We start from the raw sequence: 26,367 nt of genomic DNA, 5'->3' as shown, positions 1-26,367 counted from the left end.
GGGGGTTGGCATGGGTGGGGGGAACGACGGGGTCGGCCGGATGGTGGCCGGCCGGTACCGGCTGCACGAGCTGCTCGGCAGGGGCGGGATGGGCACGGTCTGGCGTGCCACCGACGAGCTGCTCGGCCGCACGGTTGCGCTCAAGCAGGTCAGGCTCGACGGGCTGCCCGCCGCCGACGCGGCCGTTGCGCGGGAACGCACGATGCGGGAGGCGCGGATCGCGGCAGCGCTGCACCACCCGCACGTCGTCACGGTGTTCGACGTCGTCATCGAGAACGACGAGCCGTGGCTCGTCATGGAGTACGTGCCGGCCCGTTCGCTCGGGAACCTGCTCGGCGAGTGGGGTGCGCTGCCTCCGGTCGACGTGGCCATGATCGGTGCGCAGATCGCGGGCGCGCTCGCAGCCGCTCACGCGTCAGGCATCGTCCACCGCGACGTCAAGCCGGACAACGTCCTCGTCACCGGATCCCCCGCCGCTCCGATGGTCAAGCTCGCCGACTTCGGGATCTCCCACGCGGCGGCGGTGCCCGCGCTCACGGCAACAGGCGTCCTCACCGGGACGCCTGCCTACTTCGCGCCCGAGACCGCCCGCGGCGAGGCCACCGACGCGCGCAGCGACATGTACTCCCTGGGCGCCACGTTGTACGCCGCGGTCGAGGGACAGCCGCCGTTCGGTCCGGGCGAGGGAAACCTGCTCGCCTTCCTCGCTCGCATCGGACGGGGTGGGGCGCCGCCCCCGCGGCAGGCCGGTCCGTTGACCGGGCTCCTTCGCGACCTCACCGCCGACGCCCCCGCGGCTCGGCCCACGGCCGTCCAGGCGCAGCACGCGTTGTGCGAAATGGCAGCGTCCATGGGCCGCCCGATCGCTCCGACGAGGACCTTCGAACCACCGGGGCGTCGGCGCCGGGCGCTTGCCATCGCGGCAGTCGCCCTTGCCGCAGCAGCTGCCGTGGTGGCCACGGTGCTGGTCGTCGGCTCCGGTGAGCCCGCGTCGCCACCACAGGCGGCGCCCACCACCCCCGCGGGGACCACGCCCGCGGACGGAACGTCCGTCGCGGCCGTGCCCGGCCCGCTCGCGGTGGAACGTACGGCCGATCCCTGCTCGCTCCTCGATCCGGCGGTCCTCAATCGGTTCGGCAAACTGTCGATCGAGCCGCACAACGGCCGGTTCCGCGAGTGCACCGCCAACCTCGATGCCACCGGTGGGGGCGTACTGGGGGTCTACGCCGAGCTGTTCAACGGCGCCGAGACGCAGCGGACCACGAGCGGCTGGTCCCCGCCCGCCGACGGTCCGCGGGTGCTCGAGTCGGACGTGGACGAGGAGTACTGCGAGCACCGGGTGTTGCATCCGGACGGGAGCTCGGCGCTCTTGAGCATCTCCGGCCCGAAGCCGGTGAGCAGCCTCTGCCTGATCGCGGCCGCGGTCGCCGAGGCAGGCGCCGCCCGGCTCGTCGCCCCGGGGATCGGGCAGCGGGCGTGGCCCGCCGACTCCGTGCTGGCCGCACGCAATGCCTGTGACCTGCTGACCTCGGAGGAAGCCGCCCGCGCCACCGGCACGACGGCCCGCTCGTGGCCCGGCTTCGGTGGCTTCTCCTGCCAGTGGGGACTGCCGGAGTCGACCACCAGCAACGTCACGATCGCATTCGCCCGGAGGCTTCCGTTCGGCGCGGAGGACGGCGAGCCCGCCGATGTCGGAGGCAAGCCAGGGCGCATGGTGATCGAGCCGGGCGGCTGGTGCTCTGTCGTCGTTCAGCAGCGTGAGTACATGGACGACACCGGAAACCCGCGGATCGAGGTCATGAACCTGTACGTGTACCGACCCGAGCCGGCGTCGTGCACACAGGCGTCGGAGCTGGCCACGATCGCGAGCTCCCGGCTCGACGCCGCCTAGTTCGGGACACTAGCGCTCGTCCGGTGCCTCGTCGCCCGAGATCGTGGGCCTGCGCCCGGGCTGGGCGGCGTGACGCGGGTCGAGCGTCAGCTTGATCCGCTGCGTGGAGGCGGACGCGAAGCGTGTCTCGGTGCCCAATTCGAGCACCCAGAATTTCGCTTTGGCGCCCGGCTTGGCCTCCTTGTCGACACCCACGGTGAGTTCGACCTCGACGGGGCCGAGTTCGAAGCGCAACTGTTCGTTCTCACCGGCGCGCATGGCTTCGGCGAGTTCGGCGCGCAGCTGCGCGATGACTTCCGAGAGCGCCAGCGGCATTCGAGACTCCTCGCGTGGTCCAGGCGGTGACGCCTGGAGGATCCCACTCCGCGACCGGGTCGCACGACCCGGTGCCGGGATGGCGATCCGCCTTTTACAGCTGGTAGCCCATCCCCACGCGTGGCCGGTGCGTTCGGCCGGGAGAACGGCAGAGTCGAATGAGCATGACGAAATAGTCAGGCCACCGGCTCTGCCGGTTGGGCGCCACCAGTGGCGATGATGGGGTCTGCAGGCACACGGTGCGCCTCCTCTCGGCTGCGGTATGTGATCGGATGACTACACCCTAGCGGGGAACGTGACGGGGCACACGGAGCTGTGCCTTAAGCCATTCCCAAGTTTTCTTCGAGTCCGGCAGCCGTGCGTGTCGTGAGCCAGTCCGCGAGGGCGTCGAACGCCTCCCACTCCAGCCGGGCGATGGCCGGGACCGCCTCGATCCATCCGCCCGTGGCGAGCAACTCGACGACGAGGCGGGTGATCAGGGCCCGACGGGTGCCGCCCGGGTCGGCGTCGCGGGCGAGCACCACGGCGGCGGCACCGGTGAGCCGCCCGGCCGCGGCCCAGCCGTCCTCCCGTCTCGGGATGGCCTCGAGCAGCTCCTCGGCGCGGCCGAGCAGGGTCCATGCGCGGTCCGGGTCGCTCGCGACCGCCGTCGCGAGCGCGGCCATGGCCCGGGACCTTGCCGCCGGGCCGGCGATCGTACGTGCGACGTCCTCGGCCCACGTGATCAAGCCGGCCGCGGCGAACGCGTCGACCACCCGCGTGCGGGTCCGGTCCTGACGCCCGCGGTCGGCGATGCCCGCCAGCTCCGCCTCGGTGCTCCGGGCGAGCACGGCGGCGCGGTCCGCGTCACCGGCCGCCGCCAGTGCGACCGAGAGATGGGCGATCGCCCGCACGCGTTGGTCGGGATCCGTGACGTCCTCGACCGCCTGCGCCGTTGCCGCCTTCCGCAGCCGCTCCGCGTCGCCGGTGGCGCCGACGGTGTGCAGCGCCGTCGACAGGCGCAGGAGCGCGACCACTCGCGTGTAGCCGTCGCCGGGCGGATCGGCGAGTACCGCATTCGCGGTGGCGACCGCGTCGTCCGTGCGGTGTGCGGCGGCCTGCGCCTCGCAGACGTCGACCAGCGCCCATGACCGGTGCTCCGGATCGTCGAGCGCGTCGGCGAGGGCAACGGCGTCGTCGATCGCTCCGAAAGCGGCCAGTGCGCAGGCCACCCGGGTCAACGCCGCGGCCCGTCGTGCCGGGTCCGGGATCTGCTCGGCGAGCTCGACGGCCGCCGGCAGCGCGTCGATCGCCACCAGGCCGTCGACCACCCGGTCGCACATCGTCACGAGCCGGTTGAGGTCGGTCGTTCGCCGTGCCATCCCCTCGGCCTCGACGGCGCGGGCGGCGGCGCGGGCACGGTCGCCACCCGCCGCGAAGGCCGCGGCGACGTCCGCGAGCGCTTGCATCCGCCGGCCGGCCCGTGGCACGCGGCGCACGACCACCTCGGCTCGCCGGGACTCGCCACGGCGCGCGGCGCGCTCGGCGATCTCGGTGAGCGCGTCGGCGAGGCGGTCGACGTCGTCGACCCGGTCCAGCAGCTCCTCGGAACGTGCGATGTCGCCGGCCGCGGCAGACGCGACGGCGAGGCGGGCGAGCGCCCACCCCTGCTTGTCCTCGTGGAGGCCTGCGGCGAGGTGCTCGGCCTCGGCCAGCAACCTGCCAGCCACCGACTGATCGTGGTCGGACACCGCGCACACCAGCGTGACCAGGTCGCGCAGCGCGTCGCCGCGGTTCGCGGCCGAGCGGGCGGCGTCGCGCAGTTGGGGGAGATGCCATAACGCGAGAACGTTGTCGCCGCGCGCAACGTCGTCGTGCACCAGCGCGGCCAGGACCGGTAGCCGCGCCCCCGGCCGCCGGATGCCTGCGGCGACCTCCTTGGCCCGGTCGATCTGGCCGGCGGCCGACAGCGCCTTCGCCAGCACGGCGAGGAGGCGGGGGCGCGCCGGACCGCGAGCGGCCCGGCCGATCAGCTCCTCGGCCGTTGCGTCCTCACCCACCGCCACGGCGGCCGCGATGACATCCGGCAGGCTGCGGGTGTCCGGCTCGGACGACACCAGCTCGGCGACGATCGCCTTGGCCCGCTGTAGGTCTTTCCCGGCGAGCGCTACGGCCACCCGCGCGAGCGCGCGCGTCCTGCGCCTCGGCGTGCACCCCCGCGCCCAGCGCTCGGCCCGCTCGGAGTCGTGGGGTACGGCTGCCACCGCCATGCCCGCGAACGCCTCGTCCCGCCGGTCGCGATCCGGCACAAGTTCGGCGAGCGCCTCGGCGTCGTCGAGGTGGCCGGCGTCGGCGGCGGCGGGGGCCGCGGCGGCGAGAGCGGCCCGCCGCCTGCTCTTCGTGAGGCCGCGGGCCAGCGCAGCGGCCCGCTCTCCGCGTCCCAGCGCGGCCCAAACCGCGGGCAGTTGCACCGGAACGTTCCGGTTGCGGCTGGTGAGCTCCTCGCGGCGCACCGCGAGCAGCACAGCGGCCACCAGGTCGGGTTCGTCGCGCCGGGCGCCGACCAGCTGGGCGAGCGCGATCTCGTCGAGCGCCGCGGCGTCACCTCCGGTGACCTCGAGCAGCCGCTCGTGGCGCGTCGTATCGGTGGCGAGGTCGGTGAGGCGCGCCGCGTCGCCGGCCGTGGCCAGCACGCGCGGGTGGTCGTGCAGCAGGTACGCGGGTGTGCCGGCGGGCCAGCCGCGCCGCCGGTGGTCGTCGCACCACGCGTGCAGCCGGGCGCGGTACCGGTCGAGCCGTGGCCCGAGCTCGTCCACGGCCGCTTCGCGGAGCGTCCGGTGCGCGAAGACGTAGCCCCGTGCGCCGCCTGCCTGGCGATGGATCCTGGCGGCGACGCTGCGCCCGAACGCGCCGGACAGCAGGTCGGCCACCGCGAACGCGGTGGTGCCGGTGAGCTCCGCGAGGTCGTCGTGCGTGAGGCCGCCGCCGGACGCGGCGATCAGGCCGATCAAGCTCTCGTGCAGCGGCCCCTCCCGCAGCCGCTCCCTCAGCTCCCGCCGGGCGAACCGGGTGACTTCCCGGGCATGGGGCGAGACCGCCAGCCTGCGGCGGGTGCAGCTGTGCAGCGGGTGGTCGGCCGGGACGTCATCGGGGAGTGACCGGCCCGGCCTGCTGGTCACCAGCACGGCGACCCCCGGCGGTGGATGCCGGGGCAGCAGCGATGCGATGCTCGGCTCGCGAGTGTCCTGGCCGGTGTCCTCGTCGATCCCGTCGACGACGACGAGGAGCCTGCGCCCCGCGTCCCGGCACCGGCGCGCCGCCGCCTCCAGGAGGGCGAACAGAGCGGTACGGCGGTCGATCGCCGTCTCGGGTGGCTCGTACTCCAGCTCGGCCAGCGCGGCGAGCTGCTCGGTGACCGCGCCGAGGAACGCGTCGCCGTCCGAGCTCCCGGCACGTCCGTTGCCGACGAAGAACGGGACCACGTCGACGTCCGGCGGCGGATGGAGGGCGAACCACGCCATGAGGGCGGTCTTGCCCGCCCACGGCGATCCTTCCCACCAACCGTACGGCTCGGTGAACTCGGCCAGCTCCTGCCGCTCCTGCTCCCGGCCGAGCAGGCTCTCCGGCGCGATGTCGCGCACCTGAATGAGGTACGGCGCACGCGGCGAGACCGATTCCGCCACGTCCTGGAGGCCGGGCCGCTGTCCGAGCAGGTCCCGCAGCCGGCGCACCGTGTCGCCGTCCGGGCCGTCGAGGAGCTGCGTGACCCGCGCGGCCGCGAGCCTGATGAGGCCGTCGGAGCGGTGGTGCTCGGTGACGACCCCGACGATGCGGCGGCCGGCCCACACCGCGGCCCCGGACATTCCCTCCCACGGGGAGACGACCGGGTCCGGGTCGTGCTCGGGCGGGCGGACCGTCACCTCGAGGTGCCCCGAGCGCAGGTTCGACAGCGGAGCAACCGTGCCAACGGCCTGGTGCGAGTCGCGGTAGCTGCCTGTGTCGGGGTAGCCCTTCAGCTTGAACCGCGGGAAGCCGACGGCCTGCACGACGAGCTCGTCGGGATGGTCGCCGACGCGGCCGAAGGAGCAGGCGGGCACGTCGTACGGGGAGTCGATGACGACCGCCGCGAGATCCGAGGCCGGGTCGGCAAGGACCTCGCGGGCCGGGGTGCTCCACTCGCCTTTCGTGTCGGCGTCGAAGCGCAGACGCACGTCCATGGCGTCGGCCACCACGTGGGCCGCGGTGAGCACCACGCTCGACGTGACCCGGTAGCCGGAACCCCGCCGGCCACCATCCGCGCCTCTGACGATGACCTCGGCCACCCGGTGCGGGTCGATGCCCGGCTCCGCGTCCACGGCCGTGATCCCCCCTCGGAACTCCCTGCAACCTACCGGTTACGGGCCGCGTAAGGCTATTCTGGGGCTAATTCGCTTACGGGGGTCGCATGGAGGCCAGCGGATACCGGATCGACGGCGCGGGCACCGCGGTGGACCTCGTCAACGCGGTCACCACCGGTTCCGGGGTATCGGACACAGGGCTCGCCGGGCTGCTCGGCACGCATCGCTACCTGGTGCCCGAGCTGTCCGCGGCAGACGCCGGCCGGCTGCGGGCCTGGGCACATCGGCTACGCCCCGCGTTCGGCGGCACCGAGGTGATCGCGCTGCTCAACGGGCTGCTGGCGGAGGTGTCGCTGCGGCCGCACATCTCCGACCACGGGCTGGGCCCGCACCTGCACTACGGCGAGCCGGGCGCCGATCTCGTCGACCGGGTGCGGGCCAACACGGCGTTCGGACTGGCGCTGGCCGTCTGCGAGCACGGTGCCGAGCGGCTCGGGCGCTGCCGGGCCGTGGGGTGCGACCGGGTGTACGCCGACGTCCAGCGCGGCCCCCGGCGCCGCTACTGCTCGCGGGCCTGCCAGAACCGCAGCTCGGTTGCGGCCTTCCGGGCCCGCCGCGTCTCATGATCGTGAAGTGCCGGACGCCGCACGGAACCCTTGCCGTGCTGGCGGTGACGCTGCTGCTGATCAAGTCGACCTGGTTCTCGGCCACCGCGGTGGTCCCGCAGGTGCGCGCCGAGTGGGGGCTCTCGGCGGAGGCCGTCGCGTGGCTGACGATCGCGGTGCAGTGGGGTTTCGTCACCGGCGCGTTGCTCTCCGCGGCGTTCACCGTGGCCGACGCGATCGCGCCCACCCGGCTGATCTTCCTGTCCTCGCTCGGCGCGGCCGGGGCCAACCTGCTCCTCCTCGCCACGGAGAGCCTCGGCCTCGGCATCACGGCGCGGTTCGCCACCGGGTTCTTCATCGCGGGCGTCTACCCGCCCGCGCTCAAGCTGATCTCCACGTGGTACCGGCAGGGCCGGGGCACGGCCATCGGTGTGCTGGTGGGTGCGTTCACCGTCAGCGCCGGGGTGCCGCACCTGGTCAACGGCCTCGGCGGGCTGGACTGGCGGACCGTCATCGTGACCACCTCGGTCGTCACCGTCGCCGGCGGCGTGCTCACCCTCGTGGCCGTGGTGGAAGGGCCGTTCCCGTTCCCGGCAGCGGCCTTCGACCCGCGGCAGGTCCGGGCAGTGCTGCGCGACCGCGGCACCCGCCTCGCAATGATCGGCTACCTGTGCCACATGTGGGAGCTGTACGCCATGTGGGCCTGGTTCCTCGTCTTCTTCACGGCCGCGATGCACCGGCGCGGGCTGGACGACCCGGTCATGGCCGCATACGTCACGTTCGCGGTGTTCGTGGCGGGCGGGCTCGCCAACTGGACCTGCGGTGCGCTGGGCGACCGGATCGGCAGGGAGCGCACCGCGATCGCGATGCTGGCCGTGTCGGGCACGTGCGCGGCGACGGTCGGCCTGCTGCTCGACGGCCCGCTGTGGCTGCTGGTCGCCGTCGGGCTGGTGTGGGGTTACAGCGTGGTCGGTGACTCCACGCAGTTCTCCACGCTCGTCACGGAACTGGCCGACCAGAGCTACGTCGGCACCGCGCTGACCGTGCAGATGGCGCTCGGGTACCTGCTGACCGGTGCGACCATCTGGCTCGTTCCCGCCATCGAGCAGGCGGCCGGTTGGTATTGGGCGTTCGCTCTGCTGGCCGTGGGCCCGCTCGCCGGGATCGTCGCGATGCTGCGGCTGCTGAGAAGTCGATGGCCGCAACCCGACATCCGTGGCTACCGTCCCGAGCCGTGATCTACGAGCACCCGCTGGCCTACCTGCTCGGGCTCGAAGGGGTCGCCCTACTGCGGGGGTTCATCGGCGAGCACGACCGGGACTTCGTGGAGGCCCGGATCGCGGAGGTCCGCGAGTTGCTCGCCGACGAGTCGCTGGCCGACGCGGCCGTGACCGTCGAGCGGGTGGGCACCGTCGACGGCTACCGGGTCTGGTCGGCCACCTACGACGACGGCCGCAACACCGCCTTCGACTTCGACGAACCGGTCGTCGAGGAGATCGTGGACGCGCTTGCGGCGGGCGTCGCGGTGGACGCGGCCTGCGGCACCGGCCGGTTCTCCGCGCTGCTCGCCGCACGTGGGCATCGGGTCATCGGTGTGGACAGCTCGCCGGACATGCTCGACCGCGCCCGCACCAACGTCCCCAGCGGCGATTTCCGGTCAGGGGACCTCGGTGCGCTGCCGGTCGCCGACGCGTCCGCCGACCTCGTGACCTGCGGGCTCGCGCTGGCCCACGTCCCGGACCTCCGCCCCCCGTTCGCAGAGTTCGCGCGCGTGCTGCGCCCCGGCGGACACCTGGTGATCTCCGACATGCACCCGGAGCGCATCATGCGCGGTGCCATCCCCACCCTGCGCGACGCCGACGGCCGCCCCGGCCGGCTTCCTGGCCACCGCCACCTCGTGGGCGACTACCTCCGCGCCGCGCTCGGGGTGGGCCTGGAGCTGCGGCGTTGCGAGGAACCGGTCATGGCGCCCGCTCCCGCCGCTCCCCGTGCGACGGAGCTGGGGCCGTGGGAGGTATGGCCGTGGTCGCTGGCCGCGGTGGTGCCGGAGGCCGCTCGCGCGGCCGATGCCGGCATCCCCGTCGAGATCATCTGGCACTTCCAGCTGGCGTGAGCTCGGGGTAGAGCACCGGCAGCTCGGCGGACAGCGCGCCGCGGACCGTGCGGCTGATGTCGTCCGCGACGACCTCCAGCTCGCCGTCCCGGACGCCGTCGAGGGCGAGCGCGGCGATCGCAGCCGGGTCGCTCTTGGGCACGTCGAGGTGGGCGATCATGTCGGTGTCCATGTAGCCGACGTGCAGCGCCGTGGTGGTGATGCCGCGCGGCGCGAGCTCGAGGCGCAGCGAGTTGGTCAGCGCCAGCTCGGCCGCCTTGGCGGCGTTGTACGCGCCCGACGCGGTGGGGTGGTACCAGGACAGCACGGACAGCACGTTGAGCACCGCGCCGCCGCCGTTCGCCGCGATGAGCGGGGCGAACGCCCTGGCGACGGCGAGCGTGCCGAAGTAGTGGGTCTCCATCTCCAGCCGGATGTCGGCGAGGTCGCCGTCGAGCAGGGCTGCGCCCGTGAGCGACCCGGCGTTGTTGACCAGCACGGTCACGTCGCCCGCCGCTGCCGCCGCCGCGGACACCGAGTCCGGATCGGTGATGTCCAGCCGCAGCGGGGTGGCGCCGGGCAGGTCCACCGCGTCCGGGTTGCGCGCCGCGGCGTACACCTTCTGCGCCCCGCGTTCCAGCAGGCCTGCCGCGAGGTGCCGGCCCAGGCCGCGGTTCGCCCCCGTCACCAGCGCTACCGAGTTCCGGATCTCCATGATGCCTCCCTGAGTTGGTTTCTCCAACGTAGCTTACTGGGTACGGATTTCCAACTCAGAGCGGTAGGATGAACCCGTGGTTGTGACGCAACAGACGTGCTCGATCGCGCGCTCACTCGAGGTGCTCGGAGAGCGCTGGACGTTCCTGATCCTGCGCGAGGCACTGTCGGGCACCACCCGGTTCGCTGACTTCCGCGCTGCGCTCGGCGTGGCCCCCGACGTCCTCTCCGATCGCCTCGCCACGCTCGTGGCCGGTGGCGTGCTCGAGAAGCGGCCCTACCGCGAGCCCGGCGCGCGGGCGCGCGACAGCTACCACCTCACACCGGCGGGCCGCGAGCTGCAGATCGTGCTGGGGGCGTTGCAGCAGTGGGGCGACGAGCACCGCCCGTACGAGCCGGGTCCGACGGTCGCCCGCCGCTCGGCGGACGGCCGTCGCCTACGCGTGGCATTCGTGGACGACGAGGGCGCCGAGGTCCCGCTGGAGGAGGTGCGCTTCCGCCGGACGTCCACGTACCCGAGCTGATCCGTCAGCGCACCGCTTCGGCGATGCGGGCCCACCATTCGCGCGACAGGCGGCCCAGCTGCACCACGACCTGGTCCGCGCCGGCCGCGTGGTACTCGCCGATGCGCCGGACGATCGCGTCGAGGTCTCCCCAGATGGTCACGCCGTCGACCAGCCGGTCCGACAGCTCGGCGATGTCGTCGTCGCCGAAGCCCATGCGGCGGAGGTTGGCCGCGTAGCCGGGGAGGGTGGCGAGGAACCGCATTCCGCCCTCCCGCGCGATATCCCGGGCGCGCGCCGGATCGGACTCGGGGATCACGTCCAGCAGCACGGCGAGCTGCCGCTCGTCGCCGAGGATCTTCCGGGCCGAGGCGACGTAGTCGGTCGTGACGAGGTACGGGTACGCGCCGTCGGCGCGGTCGCGGGCGAGCTCGAGCATCCGCGGGCCGAGCGCCGAGAGGACGAGCCGGGACCGGGGCACCACCTGCTCCACCTCGTCGAGATAGGCGTTGAGGGTGCCGAGCGGCTTCGCCCCGTGCGCGCCGCCGAGGCCGACCGTGAACCGGCCGGGATGGGTCTTCTCCAGGTCCGAGTAGACCGCGGTCACCTCGGCGGCCGGTACCTGGTCGACCGAGAGGATGCCGCTCGCCACCGAGACCCGCGCCGTCCCGCGGACGACGTTGGCGATCTGGGTGAGGTTGTTGCCCGGGCCGCCCGCCATCCAGAGCGTCGAGAACCCGAGCTCCTCGAGCTCGATGGCGGCGGCCGCCGCGGTGGCCGCGTCGGCGGTGTTGAGGTCGGAGTAGGCGCCGCCGAGCGGCCCGAGCTTCGTCATGTCCCCAGGAACTACGCGTGCTCTCGGCGTGTTCCCGGTCTCACGACATGTCCCAGAGCAGCCGGTAGTAGTCGATCCGCCGCGGGTCAGGCGCGATCCCGTACCCCTTGTAGACATGGCCTTCGTAGCCGGGCCCGTAGTTCCATTCCGTGCTCCACGCCGCGACGGCGAGGTCCGCCCACCGGTCGGCCACTCCGAGCGAACCCATGTCGACGTGGGCGGCGAACGTGCCGTTGTCGTGCAGGAGCGTGTTCGGGGCACAGGCGTCGCCGTGGCAGACCACGAGGCGGTCGATCGGGGGCGGCTCGGCGAGGTCCACGCGCCGGTGCTCCGCGCGGGCGAGCCTGCGCTCGACGCTCCAGTCGAACGGGCACTCGTCGACGGGCAGCGCGTCGTGGAGCAGGCGCAGGCCACGCCCGATCGCGGCTGCGGCAACCGCCGGTTCGGCGATCCACCGGGGATCCACCGCAGAGCGGCCCGCCACTCCCTCCGTGACCAGCCATGTCCCGTCCGAGTCGCCGCCCTGGTCGAGCACGTGCGGGACCGGCACTCGGCCCTGCGCCCACATCAGCCGCTCCGCCTCGCCTGCGAGGTCGATCTCCGGCGTGCCGGCGGCGACCCACTTCGCGTACCGGACACGGCCGTCCCCGCCGTCGAGGCGGAACGTGAGCCCGCCCAGCACGTTCTGCCACACCGGGACGACGATGTCGTCACCGGCGAGCTCCGCGATGACGGCGGGGACGGCAACCGGTGCGGTGGGGCTACCGGCGAGGGCGGGTCGGCTCACGACTCCATGATCGTGATGCGATCAACCCCATTGCAGTCCGCCCTGTGACGTGCCCTCACGAGTTCGCACCGCACAGCACGAGGCAGGGGAGCTCGCCGGGGACCCGCCCGGCCAGCCATGCCGCGAAGGGGGCCGCCGCGGCCGGCTCGACCCGCAGCCGGAACTCCACCCACAGCCGCTCCTGTGCCGAGAGGATCTCGGCGTCACTCACGAGCAGTGGCACCACGTCGGCGGCCCGCAGCACCGCGAAGGGCACGTCGCCGATACGGGTGGCGCCGAGGGCCGACGAGGCCACCGAGTCGATCTCGACGTCGACCGGCGAGCCGGCCTGGAGCGCGGCGTGCACCGCGCGGCAGCCGCTCGGCTCGACGGTGACGACCGCTCGGCCCCCTGCGGCGAGGGCGGCGCCCGCGGCCAGCCCTCCGCCGCCCGCCGCGACCACCACGGCATCGACGTCCGGCGACTCCTCCACGACCTCGGCCGTCACCGTTCCCTGGCCGGCCACGACCGCCGGGTCGTCGTAGGCGTGCACGTACCGGCCGGGCTCGGCGCGTGCGGCCGCCGCCGCGTCGGCGTAGGCGTCCCCGTGGCGGATCAGCTTGGCGCCGGTCGCCTCGATCCGGCCGGCCTTGCTCTCGGGGACCGTGCGTGGCACGTAGACGACGGCCGGGACGCCGAGGATGCCGGCCGCGGTGGCGACGCCGAGCCCGTGGTTGCCCCCGGACGCGGTGACGACGCGCTCCGGTGGTTCCCCGGAGAGCAGCGCGTTCAGGGCGCCGCGGAGCTTGAACGAGCCGCTGCGCTGCAGGTGCTCGAGCTTCAGCACGACGGGGCGGCCGTCGATCTCGGCGCGCAGGGTCGGTGTGCGTCGGACGTGCGGGGCCACGCGGGCCGCGGCCGCGGCCACGTCGGCGGCCGTCGGAAGGAGTGCCATACGCCGAGGATGGGCCCACATATCGTTAAGCTGAAGTACGACTTTCTCAACGACCATTAGGAACGCTGATGGCACTCGACGCCGAGCGGGTGCGCGTGTTCGTCGAGGTCGCCCATGCCGGCTCGATCGCGGCGGCGGCCGCGCGGATGGGGTTCACACCGTCGGCGCTCTCCCAGCAGCTCGCGAAGCTGGAGCGCGAGGTCGGCGTGCCGCTGCTCGAACGCGGGCGGGCCGGCACACGGCTCACCGGGCCGGGGCAGGTCCTGCTGGAGCACGGTGAGCGGGTTCTCGGCGAGCTCCGCGCCGCCGAGGAGGCCGTGCGCGCGGCCGCGGGTGCTGAGCCTCAGCGGATCGCGGTCGGCGCGTTCTCGACCGCGGCCAGGACGCTGTTGCCACGCGCGCTTGCGGCCCTGAAGGAGGGACGGCCAGGGATCCGCACCTCGCTGGTGGACATCGAACCGCCCGAGGGGTACGGCCTGGTCGCCGCACGCGAGCTGGACCTGCTCGTCACGCACCGCTATCCGGGAGTCTCGCTGCCCGCGGTCCGCGGCCTGCGCCGCGGGCTCCTCCTCAGGGACCCGCTGCGCCTGGTGCTCCCACGCGGCCATCGGCTGGCCACCGTCCCGGAGATCGCGCTCGCCGACCTGGGCGACGAGGACTGGGTCTCCGGTGCGCCCGGCGTCCCGAACCGGGTGTGCCTGGAGTCACTCGGCCAGCTGCGCGTGGCCTACGAGACGCGGGACTACGAGGTGACGCTCGCGCTCGTCGAGGCGGGCCTCGGAGTGTCCCTCGTGCCGGCGACCATGCTGGCCGGGCGCCGCGCGGTCGTCGTGCGGGATCTGCACGGAAGCGCTCCGGTGCGTGAGGTGTACGCCGTGCATCCGCCCAGGCCATCCGCGCCGGTCGTGGATCTCCTCAACCGGTTGCGACCAACAGCTCCTTGATCGCCCGGACGCCCGCGGGGGCCCCGCCGCCCTCGCCGACCGTGTCGGCGAGCGCTTTGGCGGCCGCGCGTCGGGACGGGTCGGTGAGGGTCCGCGCGACGGCGGCGCGCAGCTCGGCAGGCGGGACGGGACGATTCGACAGGTTGTGGCGCAGCACGACGCCGGCGCCGCGTTCGGCGATGGACCGGCCGATGAGCAGCTGCTCGAACTGCTGGGGCACGACGACGAGCGGAACCCCGTTCGCCAGCCCCTCCAGGGCGCTGTTCATGCCGCCGTGGGTGACGAACACGGCCGTGCGCCGGAGCACCTCGAGCTGGGGGACGGACGCTCGGACCAGCGTGTTCGCCGGCGCCGGCCCGAGCCGGGCAGGATCGGTGTGGGAGCCGACCGCGAGCAGGACCCGCGCTGGCAGGTCGGCGAGCACGGCGAAGCACGTGCGGAAGAAGTCATCGGTGCCCGAGTGGAGGGTGCCGAGCGACACCAGGACGAGCGGTTCGGGGCCGTCCACGTGGGCGGCCAGCTCGGCGTCGAGCCCGCTCTCGCGGGTCTCCGGATCGATCGTGGCCCCGATGTAGTGGCACCTCTCGTCGATCCGGGAATCGGGCCGCTGCAGCCACCGTGGGATCGGGAAGAGCGTGACGTCGCCGAGCGTCGGGAATGCGGGGCGCGGTGGGAAGAGGTTCTTTCCGAATCGGCGCACGACCCGCTGCCGGGCCGCGACGGCCGCGGGCATGTCCCGGACCGCGGCCTTCAGGAACTGCAGCCATTCCCGGGCGGTCTGGCTGCGGAATGCGTCGGTGCCCACCAGCATGGTGGTCATGAACGAGATCGTGGGTAGGCCGAGGCTCTTCGCGGCCATGTGGCCCCAGATCGCGTTCGAGTCGTGGGCTACCGCGTCGGGAGGGTCGGCGCGCAGCTCGGCCTGCAGGAACGGCAGCAGGATTTCCGTGGAGGCTAGGCCCCTGACAACTACGCGCACCGCACTGCCGGAGCGCGTGGCCTCGGCGATGTCGTGCGCCGTGATCGTCCCCGGCGGATATGCCTTGAACTGGGCGCCGGTGCGTTCGATCGCGCCCCGGAACTGCTCGGTCGAGTAGTAGACGACCTGGATTCCATGGCGCACGAGTTCGTGCACGAGCGGCAGGCTGGGATTGACGTGACCGGCCGCCGGCATTCCGGTCATGACGATGCGACTCATGCAGGTCCTTTCTCGGTGATTGCGGCCGCGAGAGTGGTGCGGAACTGCTCGTACCGCGCGAGCACCGCGGGAGCGACGGCCGCGAGGGCGTCCGGATCGGGTGCCGTCAGCGGCTCCACCGCGGAGTGGACGGTGTGGTGCAGCGCGGCCGCGGTCTCCTCGGGGGAGCCGAGGGCAGGCTGCTGGAGGTAGAAGCCGGTCTGCACCGCGCCCACGACGTACATCTGGATGGCGATGTCCAGGTCGGTGCGCATCAGCCCGTGCTCGCGGAGCAGCCGGAAGACGTCGGCGGCGAGCTCGGCCCTCCAGGCGTGCACGGGGTCGGCGTCCGAGTCGTGCGCCAGCTCGCCCAGTACCTCGCTGTCACGGGCGAACATCGCCCGTAGCAGCGGGCGCCGCTGAACCTCGAGATAGGTCAGGCGCACCTGCTCGGCGATCAGTACCGCCGCGGCTTCCCGGCGGATCGCGGCGATCAGCTCGTCGACGAGGTCGAGGGACTCGCGCATCAGCACGCACACGAACAGCCAGATGCGTGACCTGAAGTGCAGGTACACCGTGCCCTTGCCGATACCGGCGTGCTTGGCGACCTCCTCGATGGTGACCCGCTTGTAGCCCCACCGCAGCACGAGGTCGGCAGCGGCGTCCAGGATCCGCTCGCCGCGGTCGTGACTCGTGACCAGATTTCTCATTTGGTCACGAGGCTACTCCCAGGTCGCCACCCGCACCCCGTTGGTACTTCACACATCCAGTGCGAACTTCACACAAGGCGGGCGCTGTGTGAAGTCGCCACGGGATGTGTGAAGTGGTTGCCGATCATGCCGGGCGCTGCGGAACCATCCCGTTCTGGTAGGCCCACACCACGGTCTGCAGGCGGTCCCGGACGCCGATCTTGGCCATCGCCCGGCCGAGGTGGGACTTCACCGTGCTCGTCTCGATGACGAGTTCTCGCGCGATCTCGGCGTTCGACATGCCCTGGGCGAGCAGGCGCACGATGTCCATCTCGCGGGCCGTGAGTTGGTGCGCCGCGTCGGCGGCCGGTCGCACGGGACGGCGCCGGGCGAACTCGGCGATCACGCGGTGGGTCACGGCCTGGTCGACGAGACCCTGCCCGCGCGCGAGTCGCCTGACCGCGTCGACGAGGTCGTCGGGCTCCGTGTCCTTCAGGACGAAGCCGCTGGCCCCGGCTTCGAGGGCGCCGAAGACGTACTCGTCGAGGTCGAACGTGGTCACGACGAGCACGGCGGGCGCGTGCGTGTCACCGGAGGTGATCTCGCGGGTGGCGGCAAGCCCGTCGCCACCGGGCATGCGCACGTCCATGCAGACGACGTCGGGGGCGAGGCGGCGGGCGAGACGCACGGCCGTCGGGCCGTCGGCGCATTCACCAACGACCTCGATGTCACCCGCGAGCTCCAGGATCACCCGGAAACCTGCCCGGACCACCGACTGGTCGTCGGCGAGCACAACTCTGATCACGGCGCCAGTCTCGTGCCCGGGTGCGGAACGGATCGATGGGCCCCCGCGTGCGGCGACGTGGTCTCCCCGTCGAGGGGGAGGCGGAGCGACACCCGCCACCCGCCCGACGGGGTCGGCCCGGCGTCGAGCGCCGCCCCGATCAGCTGCGCCCGCTCCTGCATCCCGGCCAGCCCGAATCCCCGGTTGACGCGAGGCCGGTCCGGCGCGGGCCGGGCCGCGTTCTCGATCTCCAGCGAGACGTCGGCCGTCCCGTAGCGCAGGACGATGCGCGCCGGTGCGCCGGGGGCGTGCTCCCGGACGTTCGCGAGCGCCTCCTGCACGACCCGGTAGAAGGTGACGTCCGCGATGGGTGGCACCTCCATCGGCTCACCGTCCCGCACGAGCTCGACGGGTGTACCGAGCTCGCGAGCCGTCCGCACGAGGCGGTCGAGGACGCCCAGCCCGGGCACCGGCGCCCCCTCGTCGTCCAGCTCCCCGCCCCCGGGCCCCCGGAGCACGCCGACGACGAGGCGCAGGTTGTGCAGCGTCTCCCGACCCTGAGCGCGGATCCACGCGGCTGCCTCCTTCGCCGCCTGCGGGTCCCGGTCGATCAGCCGCTCGACCACCGCCGCCTGCACGACCATGCCGGACAGGTGGTGCGCGGCGATGTCGTGCAGCTCGCGCGCCATCCGGGACCGCTCCAGCCCGATCGCCGCATCCGCCCTGGCCCGCTGCGTCTCGACCGCCTCCGCCGCGCGCAGCCGCTCGAGCCCGGCGTTCTGCCGGCGGGTGGCGATGTACGCGCCGAAGAGCGCGGACGCGGCGTAGGTCAGCACGCCCGACACGAGCTGGCCGGCCACCGACGGCGCCGCGCTCTGGCCGGGGAGGAAACTCACGACCACGAGTCCGGCGCTCTCGAACAGCGCGACGGCGGCGACGACGCGGACCGCCCGGCGGGCCGGCAACAGCGCACCACACCCGTAGCCGGCGATCGCAGGTGCGAGACCGCGGACGGCGGCTCCGGCCGGGAGCACGGCGAACATCGCCACCTGCGGCAGCGCCACGAGCCACAGGCACAGCACGGGGTGCACACGCCGGACGCACAGCAGGAGCGACTGCACCGCCGACAGGACGATCGTCGCGGACACCTGGAACGGCTCGAGCGTCAGGCCCGGGGTCTGCGCCGGGTCGGCGAACAGCAGCAGCAAGAGGCCGGTCGTGACGAGGCACAGCACCACTGCCAGCGCGCAGTCGCGCCCGAACCGGCTGATCAGGCCCATCCGCGTGAGCTGGGCGTCGGCCCATGCCGCCAGCCGGTCCGGCCAGCCGTACGGCGCGTCGGCCTCGGTGGGGCTGCAGGTCTGCGAGGTCATCGGGTCACCGGGATCCGCCGTCAGTAGGACACGTCGAGCGAGAGCAGGCCGAAGGCCTGCGCGAACCACGCGGTCCCCACCAGAGCCAGCAGCAGCGACACGTTACCGAGAGTCCTGATCAGACCCGCGCGGTACCGGACGGAGGCGACCACGAGCAGGGCCGAGGGGAGCACCCCGGCGAGCGCCACCCACTGGGCGCCCTGCAGGACGCGGATGAACGCCTCGGGCACGTCCTGCAGGCCGGCGATCGTGAGCACGAGCGCCGTCCAGCCCGCGAGGGCGAGCACGGCGGCGGCCGCGGCGATCCGGGTCAGGACGCGTGCCGCGCGGGCCGGCGTCGGGGGCGCCGGAACGCGGTAGCGGCGGCGGATCATCGCGCCGACCGGCCACACCAGCAGGCCGACGAGCAGGACGGCCGCCGAAGCGATGAGCAGCGGCAGGACGATGCCCGCGTCGCGAGCGGGTTCCGCGCGCAGGAGCGTGAAGGCGGACTCGAAGCCGACGGCCTCGACGCGGTCCCCTCCCGCGCGCATCGTGACGATCCGCCGGCCGCCGACCTCCTGCCACACCCAGGGTTCGACCTCCCGGTAGGCGGCCGGGTACAGGCTCAGCGGACCGGGCGTGATGAGCACCGTCCCGTCCGGTCGCGCGGCGATGTGCGTCTGGCCCACGAGACCCAACGCGGTGAGGAAGTTGCTGAACGGCAGGCGCGCGCTCTCGTACGCGCCCTCGGCCATGGCGGCGTGGCGCGCGGCAGTCGACGTCGCAGGTCGCTGCGTGGCGTCCGCGGCGGGGAAGTACCGGTCGGCGAACCCGTTCAGCACGGACTCCCGCAGCTCGAGGGTGTCCGTGGGACCGCGGCCCGCGCTGTTGAGCGTGACGAAGACGCCGGTCCGGTCGTCCGGGTAGAGCTGCATGTGCGAGTGGAAGAAGTCGGTGTCGCCGCCGTGCCCGACGATCCGGTGGCCGCCCCGGCTCTCGTCGAACAGGCCGAGGGCCATGCGGGGGCCGGCGCCCAGCGTGCCGAGGGTGGCCGGGTCGGGCGCGGGCTGCTTCATCAGCGCCAGGGTGTCGGGGCGGAGCACGGCCGGCCCTCGTCCGGGCTCGCCGAGCTGGGCGAGCATGAACCGGCCCATGTCGGTCGCGGTCGCCGACAGGGCACCGGCGGGAGCGGGACCGACCATCTCGAAGGGGCCGGCCGGCTCGGAGCTGGTGGGGTAGCCGCGGGAGAGGCGGTCGGCGAGGTGCAGCGGCAACGGCTGCGCGAAGCTCGACGACGTCATGCCTGCCCGGTCGACCACGTTGCGGTCGACGTAGGAGGTGAACGGCATCCCGCTCACGCGCTCCACGACGTAGCCCGCGAGCGCGTAGCCGTAGTTGGAGTACGAGGGGACCGTCCCCGGCTCGAACACCTGCTCCGGCGGGTCCACGGCGACGGTGTCGCGCAGGTCCGGCGGGGGAGCACCGAAGGTCAGAACGCCCTTGATCCGCTCCTCGAACCCGGCCGTGTGCGTCAGGAGGTGGCGCATCGTGATGGGCCCGTCGAACGTCCGGGGGAGGGGGAAGTCCAGGTACCGCTGCACGTCGGTGTCGAGGTCGATCCGCCCCTGCTCGACCTGCTGCAACACGGCGGTCGCGACGAAGACCTTCGAGACCGACCCGACCCGGAAGAGCGTCCGATCGACATCGACCGGACGTGGTTCGCCCCCGTCGGAGCCGGTGTCCGCGTACCCGTACCCGCGGGCGGTGAGGACCTGCCCGTCGTGCACCACGGTGACCGCCGCCCCCGCGACGCCCGACCGTTGGAGGGCGGCCGGGAGCAGCCCGTCCAGCCACGCGTCGACGTCCGGCCCGGTCAGGTCCGCAGCGCGCGGGGCGGGGATCGGCGGAGCGGGGGTCGGTGCCGCCGGGGCGCTGCAGCCGCTCAGCAGTGTCACTACGGCGCAGGCGGCGGCTAGTGCTAGCGCCGCTAGCCGGGCGCGGATCGATGTCATGCATCGAGCCTGTCGGGGCGCGCCCGTACACACATCCTGCTCAGGCCCCCAGTCGTGCCTACGACCTTCGGAGGATGCGGTTCGACGCGGGTTGCAACGCCGCCCGCTTCCGCTCCAGCAGCTCCCGCTCGCGTGTGTTGCCGCACAGGTCTGCAGCACGTGCCAGCTCGATGCGCGCCTCCTCGGTGCGGCCCATGCGCCCGAGCAGCTCGCCGCGGACGCTGGGCAGGAGGTGGGACCCGGCGAGCGCCGGGTCGGCGGCGAGGCCGTCGACGACGCGCAGCGCGGCCGCGGGCCCGTCGGCCATCGAGATCGCGACCGCGCGGTTGAGCTCGACGACGGGGGAGGGCGCGAGGCGGCCGAGCGCGTCGTACAACAGGACGATGCGCTCCCAGTTCGTCTCCGCGACCGACGGCGCTGTGGCATGGCACTCCGCGATGGCGGCCTGCAGCCCGTAGGCGCCCAGCCCGCGCCCGACGTGTCCGGCGCGGGCGAGCATGGCGCGGCCGCGCCGGATCGCGGCCCGGTCCCACCGCCCGCGGTCCTGCTGCTCCAGCAGCACCGGCTCGCCGTCGGGGCCGGTGCGGGCCGGGAACCGCGCCGCGGTCAGCTCCATCAGCGCGAGCAGGCCGAGTACCTCCGGCTCGGCCGGCATCAGGCGGGCGAGGATCCGCGCCATCCGGACCGCCTCGTGCGCGAGATCGCCGCGGATCAGCTCCGGGCCCGACGTCGCCGTCGAACCCTCGGTGAAGATCACGTACACCACGCTGAGCACGGAGCCGAGCCGCTCGCGGCGCTCGCGCGGCGGCGGTACCTCGAACGGCACCCGGGCCGCCGCGAGGGTCTTCTTGGCCCGGGTGATCCGCGCCTGCACGGTGGCCGTCGGCACGAGGAACGCGCGCGCGATCTCGTCGCTCGTCAGGCCGCCGATCACGCGCAGCGTCAGCGCCACGCGGGCCTCCCGCGACACCACCGGGTGGCAGGCGATGAAGGCCAGCGCCAGCACGTCGTCGTCGAGCTGGTCGGGGTCCCAGAGGACGTCGGCGTCCGCCGCGTCGCTGCCCTCGCCCAGCTCCCGGGCGAGGGCGGCGTACCGGTCGTCGAGCGCCGACCGGCGCCGGAACCCGTCGATCGCGCGGCGGCGCCCCACGGTGAGCAGCCAGCCCGCCGGGTTGCGGGGGACGCCGTCGGCCGGCCACGTGACGAGCGCTTCGGCGAGCGCCTCCTGGGCGAGGTCCTCGGCGAGCGCGAAGTCGCCGGTGTAGCGGGCGAGGGCGCCGACGATCCGCGCGGACTCGATCCGCCAGACCGCCTCGACGGCCCGTCGCCCGCCTCCGGCGTCGCTCACAGCTGGCCCGTGGCCTCCCGCCAGGCCCGCTCCTTCTGGATCCACTCGTTGTCCTGCGGGAGCTCGTCGATGCTCGTCACCCTGCGGATCTCGGCTTTCACACCGGGCCCGGTCATCGGAGCCCGCTTCGCCCACTCGACGGCCTCCTCCTTGGACGCGACGTCGAGGATCCAGAAGCCGCCGAACAGCTCCTTCGTCTCGCCGTACGGCCCGTCCGTGACGACGGGAACCTCCGCCGAGTAGTCGATCACAACGCCCTCCGCGGCATCCGCGAGCCCCTCGGCGGCGACCAGTACACCGGCCTGGACCAAGTCGTTGTTGAACCTGCCCATGGACTCGACGATCTCGTCGAAGTCCACGTCCGCGTACGCCGCGAAGGACTCGTCGGTCGCACGCATGATCAGCATGTACTTCATGGTCATCCCCTGGTGTCGGCGGGCCCCGGCCGGACCCTCTCACCCCCGAGGTCGAACGGGAAGCGCCGGAATCGACACCGCCGCGCGGACCCTTGTTCGCCACTCGCGCCCGCAATAGCTTGCGGCAGTGGATCTCTTCACACGCTCGTGGACGGCGTTGCGCGCTGCGGTCGCCGACGTGCCCGACGGGCACTTCGAGCGACCATCGGGCTGCACCGGCTGGCTCGTGCGCGACCTGGTGTGCCACCTGGTCATCGACGCCCAGGACGTTCTGATCACCCTGGTCACGCCCGCCGAGACCGGGCCAACGGTGGACGCGGTCACCTACTGGAAGCTCGTCGATCCGCCGACCGGCGACGACCCGCTCGACGCGCTGATCCCGCGGCTGGCCGCCGCATACGGCGAGCCGGGGTTGCTGAGGCACCACCTCGACGACGTCGGCTCCGCCGCCGGCCGCGCCGCCGAACTCGCCGATCCCGCCCTCCGCGTCAGCACCCAGGGCGAGGTGCTGACCGTCGGCGACTACCTGTCCGCATACGTGCTCGAGTGGACCTTGCACCACCTCGACCTGATCGCGCACCTGCCGTCGGCCGCCGAGCCGCCGGTGGCGACCCTCGCGGCGACGCGCGCGTTGCTGGAGAAGATCGCCGGCACCCCGTTCCCCGCGGTGTTCTCCGACGAGGACGCGTTGCTGATCGGCACTGGACGTCGCCCACCGAGCGCCGTGGAGGTCGCCGAGCTCGGCGACCTCGCCCCCAAGCTCCCGTTCGTCCTCGGTTGATTGTGGTGAACCTCGGACGAGGCCCGATGAGTTCGCCCGGTTCGCCTGGTCTCATCGGCATGGAGACCCTTCTGCCGGTCGGCGACGTCGAGCTGTGCGTCGACACCGTCGGCTCGCCGGCCGACAGCGCGCTGCTGCTGATCGGCACCACCGTCGCCTCGTGGGACGACGAGCTCGTCGAGCGCCTCACCGGCCGGTTCGTCATCCGCTACGACCTGCGGGACGCCGGCCGATCGACCACCGTGGACCCCGACTCGCCCGGCTACACGCTGCGCGACCTCGTCACCGACGCCGTCGGCGTGCTCGACGGGCTCGGCATCGCCCGCGCCCACGTCGCGGGCCTCGCGACCAGCGGTTTCATCGCACAGCTCCTGGCGCTGGACCACCCGTCACGGGTCGCCTCGCTCGTGCTGGTCGGCACCCGCCCGGTCGCGCCGGGTCCCGCCGACCACGACTTGCCCGAGCACTCCCCGGCGGTCATGGCCCACTTCGGCAGCGCCCCACCGATCGACTGGACCGACCGCACGTCGATCCTGGACGGTGCAGTGGCCGCGGCCCGGGTGCTGTCCGGCTCACCGCGGTTCGACCCCGCCGAGGCCCGCGCCCACGCGGCCCGCGTCCTCGACCGCTCCGGTCCGCACCCGGCATCGGCGCGCGCCGGCCTGATGAGCACGGTGTTCTCGAAGCTGGACTGCACGCCGCGCTGGCGCGAACGGCTGCGGGAGGTCACCGCGCCGACACTGGTGGTGCACGGGGAGGCCGACCCGTTCTTCCCGGTGGGGAATGCGGAGGCGCTGGCCGAGGAGATCCCCGGCGCACGCCTGTTGGTCCTCGAGGGCGTCGGCGCGGAGCTCCCCCGCCGGGCACACGCGGAGGTGGCCACGGCGGTGCTCGAGCACACCGCACGGTAGGCCGGACCGAACAAGATCGACCCTCGCCTGGTCCTGATCTTGGGTGGGGTGGAAGGCCGCGCTGCGCGGCTGACCTGGTGGTCTCGGCACGGGTTGGCGTGGTCAGGAGAGCTGCATGGTCCGCAATTCGCGGCGGGAACTGATGCCGAGCTTGCGGAAGATGTTGCGCAGGTGGGTCTCGATCGTGCGCGGGCTGAGGAACAGCTGGGTGCCGATCTCCTTGGAGGTGGCGCCGGTGGCGACCAGGCGGGCGATGTGCAGCTCGTGCTCGGTGAGCCCGGTCGCGGGCCGGTCGGACCGTTCGCGCGGCTGGTCACCGATGGCGCGCAACTCGCGCGCGGCGCGGGCGGCGAACCCGTCCGCGCCGATCGCCGTGAGCTGGTCATGGGCGATCCGGAGTTGTTCGCGAGCGTCGCGGCGGCGGCCTTCGCGGCGCAGCCACTCGCCGTAGACCAGGTGGGCGCGGGCGAGGTGAGCCGCCATCCGACAGTCGCCGAGGCGCTCGATCGCCTCGCGGTAGCCCGCATCGGCAGCCGGTCCGGCACTGGTCAGCGCACGGGAACGGGCCTCGAGACCGAGCGCCCACTGCGTACCGCACGCGCGGGCCCGCGGGCTGAGCTCGGCCAGCGCGGCCGCGGCGCGTTCCGGCGCACCGGAGCGGACGGCCGCCTCGATCAGCTCGGGCAGGGCCATGGTGCTGTGCACCAGCTCTCCGGACTCCCACACCCGCTGGGCGGCGTCGAGCGCGGCGCCGTAGCCGCCCAAGCCGTTGTGGAGGACCGCCATGTTGGAGTCCGCGACGGTGATCGCGGTGCCCTCGCCTCGCTCGTTCGCGTCCTGGACCACGGCCGTGTGGAGCGTGGAGGCCTCGGCGCGCCTGCCACGCCATGCCGCGAGCATGAGCCGGGCGTAGGGCAGCGGTGCGGCTCCGGTCGCTCGCGTGATCGCGTCGGTCTCCGCGATCAGCTCGGAGACCCGGGTGAGCTTGCCGGCGTGCGCCAGCAGGGTCGCGTGGAAGGTGAGCGCGAACGGCAGCGTGGCCAGCGCCCCAGCGTCGCGGGCGAGCCGGAGGTGGCGGCCGGCGAGGATCCCGCCCGCCGCGTCGTCCCACAGCGCCATCGCGGTGTGGCAGCCCAGCCACAGCCAGCGGAGGTCGCCTGCGCCCTGCGGCAGGCCGAGAAACGTCTCCAGCGTCCGCCGGAAGCCGGGCACGCCTGCCTCGTACCCGTGGAGGTAGTAGGTCACCAGGCCGTCGAGCAGGACGTCCACCGGCCGGGGCGGGGCCGGTGGCGCGGGTGCCGTCCGGGCAGCCTCGGCCACCTCGAGGATCCCGCGGCCGCAGGTGCGGGCGCCGGCGATGATCGACGCCTCGATCGCCTGGAGGTAGGCCTCGCGGGACAGCGCGGCGTCGAGCGGGGCGAGCCCCGCGGCGGCCGCCAGCAGCATCCCCGGCGCGTCGTTCCCCCGCGTGACGTGGAACGCGACCCGCGCGCGCAGCAGATCGACCCGTGCCGCGTGCAACGCGTCCGGCGGGCCGGTTGCCGCGACCGTCAGAAGGTCAGACGCGGCCACGGGATCACCTGCCTCGTGCTTGGCGGACGCGGCGGCCAGGGCCCGGCGGGCACGGCCGGCCGGCTCGGGGGAGAGGGCGGCCGCCCGTTCCAGGAAGGCGGCGGCCGAGGAGACCCCGCCGCGAGTCCGGGCCCGGTCCGCCGAGCGTTCCAGTTCCACGGCGGCCGTCTCGTCGGTGCCGAGCACGCTCTGCGCGTGGTGCCAGGCCCGGCGGTCGGGGTCGGTCCGCGGGTCGGTCACCGCGGCCAGCGCGTGGTGGACACGGCGTCGGTCGGGTGGTGCCGCGGCCCGGTAGACGGCGGAGCGGGCCAGCGGGTGCGGGAACCGGACCTGGGTGTCGATCTCGAGCAGGCCGGCTTCCTCGGCGGGTGCGGCGGCGTCGGCGCCGACGCCGAGGTGGGCGGCGGCGAGCATCAGCAGCCCGGTGTCACCGGTCGGGTCGGCGGCGGCGGTCAGCAGCAGCAACCGGGTGGCGGTGGGCAGGCTCTCGGACCGGTACCGGAAGCTCTCCTCGACCCGGTCCGGGACGGTTACCGCGTCGGGTAGCCCGAAGCCGGCAGCCAGTGCGGCCGTCCGCGCCGGTCGGGGGCCGCGGGCCAGTTCCCGGAGGGCGAGGGGGTTGCCACGGGCCTCGGCGAGGATCCGGGTGTGCACCCGCTCGTCGAGCGGGGCGTGCACCGCCTCGGCGAGCAGCGTCCGCGCGTCGGCGTCGCCGAGCCGGTTCGGGCGCAGCTGCGGCAAGCCCGTGAACGCCTCGGTGTTTCCGGCGCCGGGTGCGGGGTCGCGCCGGGCGAAGATCAGCGCCAGGCGCTCGGCCTCGACGCGCCGCGCGACGAATCCGAGTGTCTGCGCGGAGGCCGGGTCCAGCCATTGGGCGTCGTCGATCAGGCACAACAGGGGTTGCTCGGCGGCGGCTTCGGCGAGCAGGCCGAGGGTGGCGAGCCCGACCAGGAACCGGTCCGGGGGGTCGCCGCTGATCTGCCCGAGTGCCACGAGAAGCGCGGTCTGCTGCGGGCCGGGCAGCGGCGTGAGCCGGTCGAGGAGGGGCGCGCACAGCTGGTGCAGGGCCGCGTACGCGAACGGCATCTCGGCCTCGACTCCGGCCACCTGCCGCACCGTGAACCCGGACGCGGCATCGCGGGCGTGCTCAAGCAGCGCGGTCTTGCCGATGCCCGCCTCGCCGTGCACGACCAGCGCGCCGCTGCGGCCGTTCCGGGCCCGCGCGAGCAACTGGTCGACGGCGGCGCACTCGGCGCTGCGGCCCAAGAGCAGCACGTGGTCCTCCCACGCGAAAGCCTAGCGCCGGCCGCGGAGATCGTGATCACGGCGGGAGCAGCCCGTCACCGTCGGCACCGGCCGGGCTCGTGTCCCCGAGCCGGTGCCGAG

Annotated in this window: 22 protein-coding genes; 8 read left to right on the top strand and 14 right to left on the bottom strand. The window is 73.6% G+C overall.

All coding sequences use genetic code 11. From position 1 onward, the window contains the following. Positions 1-10 precede the first annotated feature (10 nt). Positions 11-1,891 carry a serine/threonine-protein kinase gene (locus K1T35_RS41140; protein ID WP_220257086.1) on the top strand — a complete coding sequence of 627 codons (1,881 nt, stop codon included), beginning with the start codon at positions 11-13 and terminating at the stop codon, positions 1,889-1,891. 9 nt (positions 1,892-1,900) lie between these two features. On the opposite strand, the gene K1T35_RS41135 is transcribed toward K1T35_RS41140, so the two are convergent. Together K1T35_RS41135 and K1T35_RS41130 are read right to left on the bottom strand one after the other, a co-directional pair. Next, positions 1,901-2,206, bottom strand: coding sequence for a trypco2 family protein (locus K1T35_RS41135; protein WP_220257085.1), 306 nt, complete (start codon positions 2,204-2,206; stop codon positions 1,901-1,903). A 320-nt stretch (positions 2,207-2,526) separates the two neighbouring features. Beyond that, the gene (locus tag K1T35_RS41130; protein ID WP_220257084.1) at positions 2,527-6,540 is read right to left on the bottom strand and encodes a trypsin-like peptidase domain-containing protein; all 4,014 of its coding nucleotides are present in this window, start codon (positions 6,538-6,540) and stop codon (positions 2,527-2,529) included. Between the two features lie 89 nt (positions 6,541-6,629). On the opposite strand from K1T35_RS41130, the gene K1T35_RS41125 reads away from it, so the two are divergent. Genes K1T35_RS41125 through K1T35_RS41115 form a run of 3 tightly spaced genes read left to right on the top strand, consistent with a single transcriptional unit; the run spans position 6,630 to position 9,240 of the window. After that, on the top strand, positions 6,630-7,148 hold the full coding sequence (locus K1T35_RS41125; protein WP_220257083.1) for a CGNR zinc finger domain-containing protein: 519 nt from the start codon (positions 6,630-6,632) through the stop codon (positions 7,146-7,148). Between the two features lie 44 nt (positions 7,149-7,192). Next, complete coding sequence (locus tag K1T35_RS41120; RefSeq protein WP_220257082.1) at positions 7,193-8,365, top strand: MFS transporter; 1,173 nt, start codon at positions 7,193-7,195, stop codon at positions 8,363-8,365. Then, the gene (locus K1T35_RS41115) at positions 8,362-9,240 is read left to right on the top strand and encodes a class I SAM-dependent methyltransferase (RefSeq protein ID WP_220257081.1); all 879 of its coding nucleotides are present in this window, start codon (positions 8,362-8,364) and stop codon (positions 9,238-9,240) included. The genes K1T35_RS41120 and K1T35_RS41115 overlap by 4 nt, the downstream gene beginning before the upstream one ends. Here K1T35_RS41115 and K1T35_RS41110 read toward each other — a convergent pair. Further along, positions 9,215-9,934, bottom strand: a complete 720-nt coding sequence (locus K1T35_RS41110; RefSeq protein WP_220257080.1) for an SDR family oxidoreductase — start codon at positions 9,932-9,934, stop codon at positions 9,215-9,217. The two genes, K1T35_RS41115 and K1T35_RS41110, sit on opposite strands and share 26 nt — an antisense overlap. Before the next feature lie 76 nt (positions 9,935-10,010). On the opposite strand from K1T35_RS41110, the gene K1T35_RS41105 reads away from it, so the two are divergent. Continuing rightward, entirely contained in the window at positions 10,011-10,457 is a 447-nt protein-coding gene (locus K1T35_RS41105) for a helix-turn-helix domain-containing protein (RefSeq protein ID WP_220257079.1), read from the top strand. 4 nt (positions 10,458-10,461) lie between these two features. Here K1T35_RS41105 and K1T35_RS41100 read toward each other — a convergent pair whose 3' ends face one another. From K1T35_RS41100 to K1T35_RS41090, 3 genes are read right to left on the bottom strand one after another with little or no spacing between them, the layout of a single operon-like run. Then, positions 10,462-11,271, bottom strand: a complete 810-nt coding sequence (locus K1T35_RS41100) for a TIGR03620 family F420-dependent LLM class oxidoreductase (RefSeq protein ID WP_220257078.1) — start codon at positions 11,269-11,271, stop codon at positions 10,462-10,464. Positions 11,272-11,311: 40 nt separating this feature from the next. Next, positions 11,312-12,058: an aminoglycoside 3'-phosphotransferase gene (locus K1T35_RS41095; protein WP_220257077.1), complete on the bottom strand. Its 747-nt coding sequence runs from the start codon at positions 12,056-12,058 to the stop codon at positions 11,312-11,314. Positions 12,059-12,113: 55 nt separating this feature from the next. Further along, complete coding sequence (locus tag K1T35_RS41090; protein ID WP_220257076.1) at positions 12,114-12,992, bottom strand: serine/threonine dehydratase; 879 nt, start codon at positions 12,990-12,992, stop codon at positions 12,114-12,116. 68 nt (positions 12,993-13,060) lie between these two features. On the opposite strand from K1T35_RS41090, the gene K1T35_RS41085 reads away from it, so the two are divergent. Further along, positions 13,061-13,936: a LysR family transcriptional regulator gene (locus K1T35_RS41085; RefSeq protein WP_220257075.1), complete on the top strand. Its 876-nt coding sequence runs from the start codon at positions 13,061-13,063 to the stop codon at positions 13,934-13,936. Here the strand turns inward: K1T35_RS41085 and K1T35_RS41080 are convergent. The 7 genes from K1T35_RS41080 to K1T35_RS41050 all read right to left on the bottom strand — a co-directional run bounded on the left by K1T35_RS41080 (position 13,908) and on the right by K1T35_RS41050 (position 21,717). Next, a complete protein-coding gene (locus tag K1T35_RS41080; RefSeq protein ID WP_255621260.1) occupies positions 13,908-15,134 on the bottom strand; it encodes a macrolide family glycosyltransferase in 1,227 nt (408 codons plus the stop codon). The genes K1T35_RS41085 and K1T35_RS41080 overlap by 29 nt on opposite strands. Further along, on the bottom strand, positions 15,131-15,823 hold the full coding sequence (locus K1T35_RS41075; protein ID WP_220257074.1) for a TetR/AcrR family transcriptional regulator: 693 nt from the start codon (positions 15,821-15,823) through the stop codon (positions 15,131-15,133). Before K1T35_RS41075 ends, K1T35_RS41080 begins: the two co-directional genes overlap by 4 nt. Before the next feature lie 124 nt (positions 15,824-15,947). Further along, positions 15,948-16,607, bottom strand: coding sequence for a response regulator transcription factor (locus K1T35_RS41070; protein WP_220257073.1), 660 nt, complete (start codon positions 16,605-16,607; stop codon positions 15,948-15,950). Next, entirely contained in the window at positions 16,604-17,959 is a 1,356-nt protein-coding gene (locus tag K1T35_RS41065; protein ID WP_220257072.1) for a sensor histidine kinase, read from the bottom strand. The genes K1T35_RS41070 and K1T35_RS41065 overlap by 4 nt, the downstream gene beginning before the upstream one ends. Positions 17,960-17,979: 20 nt before the next feature. Beyond that, complete coding sequence (locus K1T35_RS41060) at positions 17,980-19,896, bottom strand: serine hydrolase (RefSeq protein WP_220257071.1); 1,917 nt, start codon at positions 19,894-19,896, stop codon at positions 17,980-17,982. Between the two features lie 115 nt (positions 19,897-20,011). Further along, complete coding sequence (locus K1T35_RS41055; protein ID WP_220257070.1) at positions 20,012-21,301, bottom strand: RNA polymerase sigma factor; 1,290 nt, start codon at positions 21,299-21,301, stop codon at positions 20,012-20,014. Then, positions 21,298-21,717 carry a YciI family protein gene (locus tag K1T35_RS41050; protein ID WP_220257069.1) on the bottom strand — a complete coding sequence of 140 codons (420 nt, stop codon included), beginning with the start codon at positions 21,715-21,717 and terminating at the stop codon, positions 21,298-21,300. Before K1T35_RS41050 ends, K1T35_RS41055 begins: the two co-directional genes overlap by 4 nt. Before the next feature lie 127 nt (positions 21,718-21,844). Between K1T35_RS41050 and K1T35_RS41045 the strand changes: the two genes are divergently transcribed. Continuing rightward, entirely contained in the window at positions 21,845-22,498 is a 654-nt protein-coding gene (locus tag K1T35_RS41045; RefSeq protein ID WP_220257068.1) for a maleylpyruvate isomerase N-terminal domain-containing protein, read from the top strand. Between the two features lie 59 nt (positions 22,499-22,557). After that, positions 22,558-23,409, top strand: a complete 852-nt coding sequence (locus K1T35_RS41040) for an alpha/beta fold hydrolase (protein WP_220257067.1) — start codon at positions 22,558-22,560, stop codon at positions 23,407-23,409. Positions 23,410-23,511: 102 nt separating this feature from the next. On the opposite strand, the gene K1T35_RS41035 is transcribed toward K1T35_RS41040, so the two are convergent. Further along, positions 23,512-26,256 (bottom strand): LuxR family transcriptional regulator, encoded by a 2,745-nt coding sequence (locus K1T35_RS41035; protein WP_220257066.1) that lies wholly within the window; start codon positions 26,254-26,256, stop codon positions 23,512-23,514. Positions 26,257-26,367 lie beyond the last annotated feature (111 nt).

The organism is Pseudonocardia sp. DSM 110487, assembly GCF_019468565.1.
In the GTDB taxonomy this organism is placed as follows: Bacteria; Actinomycetota; Actinomycetes; order Mycobacteriales; family Pseudonocardiaceae; genus Pseudonocardia.
This window is presented reverse-complemented; position numbering and strand designations above follow the sequence as displayed.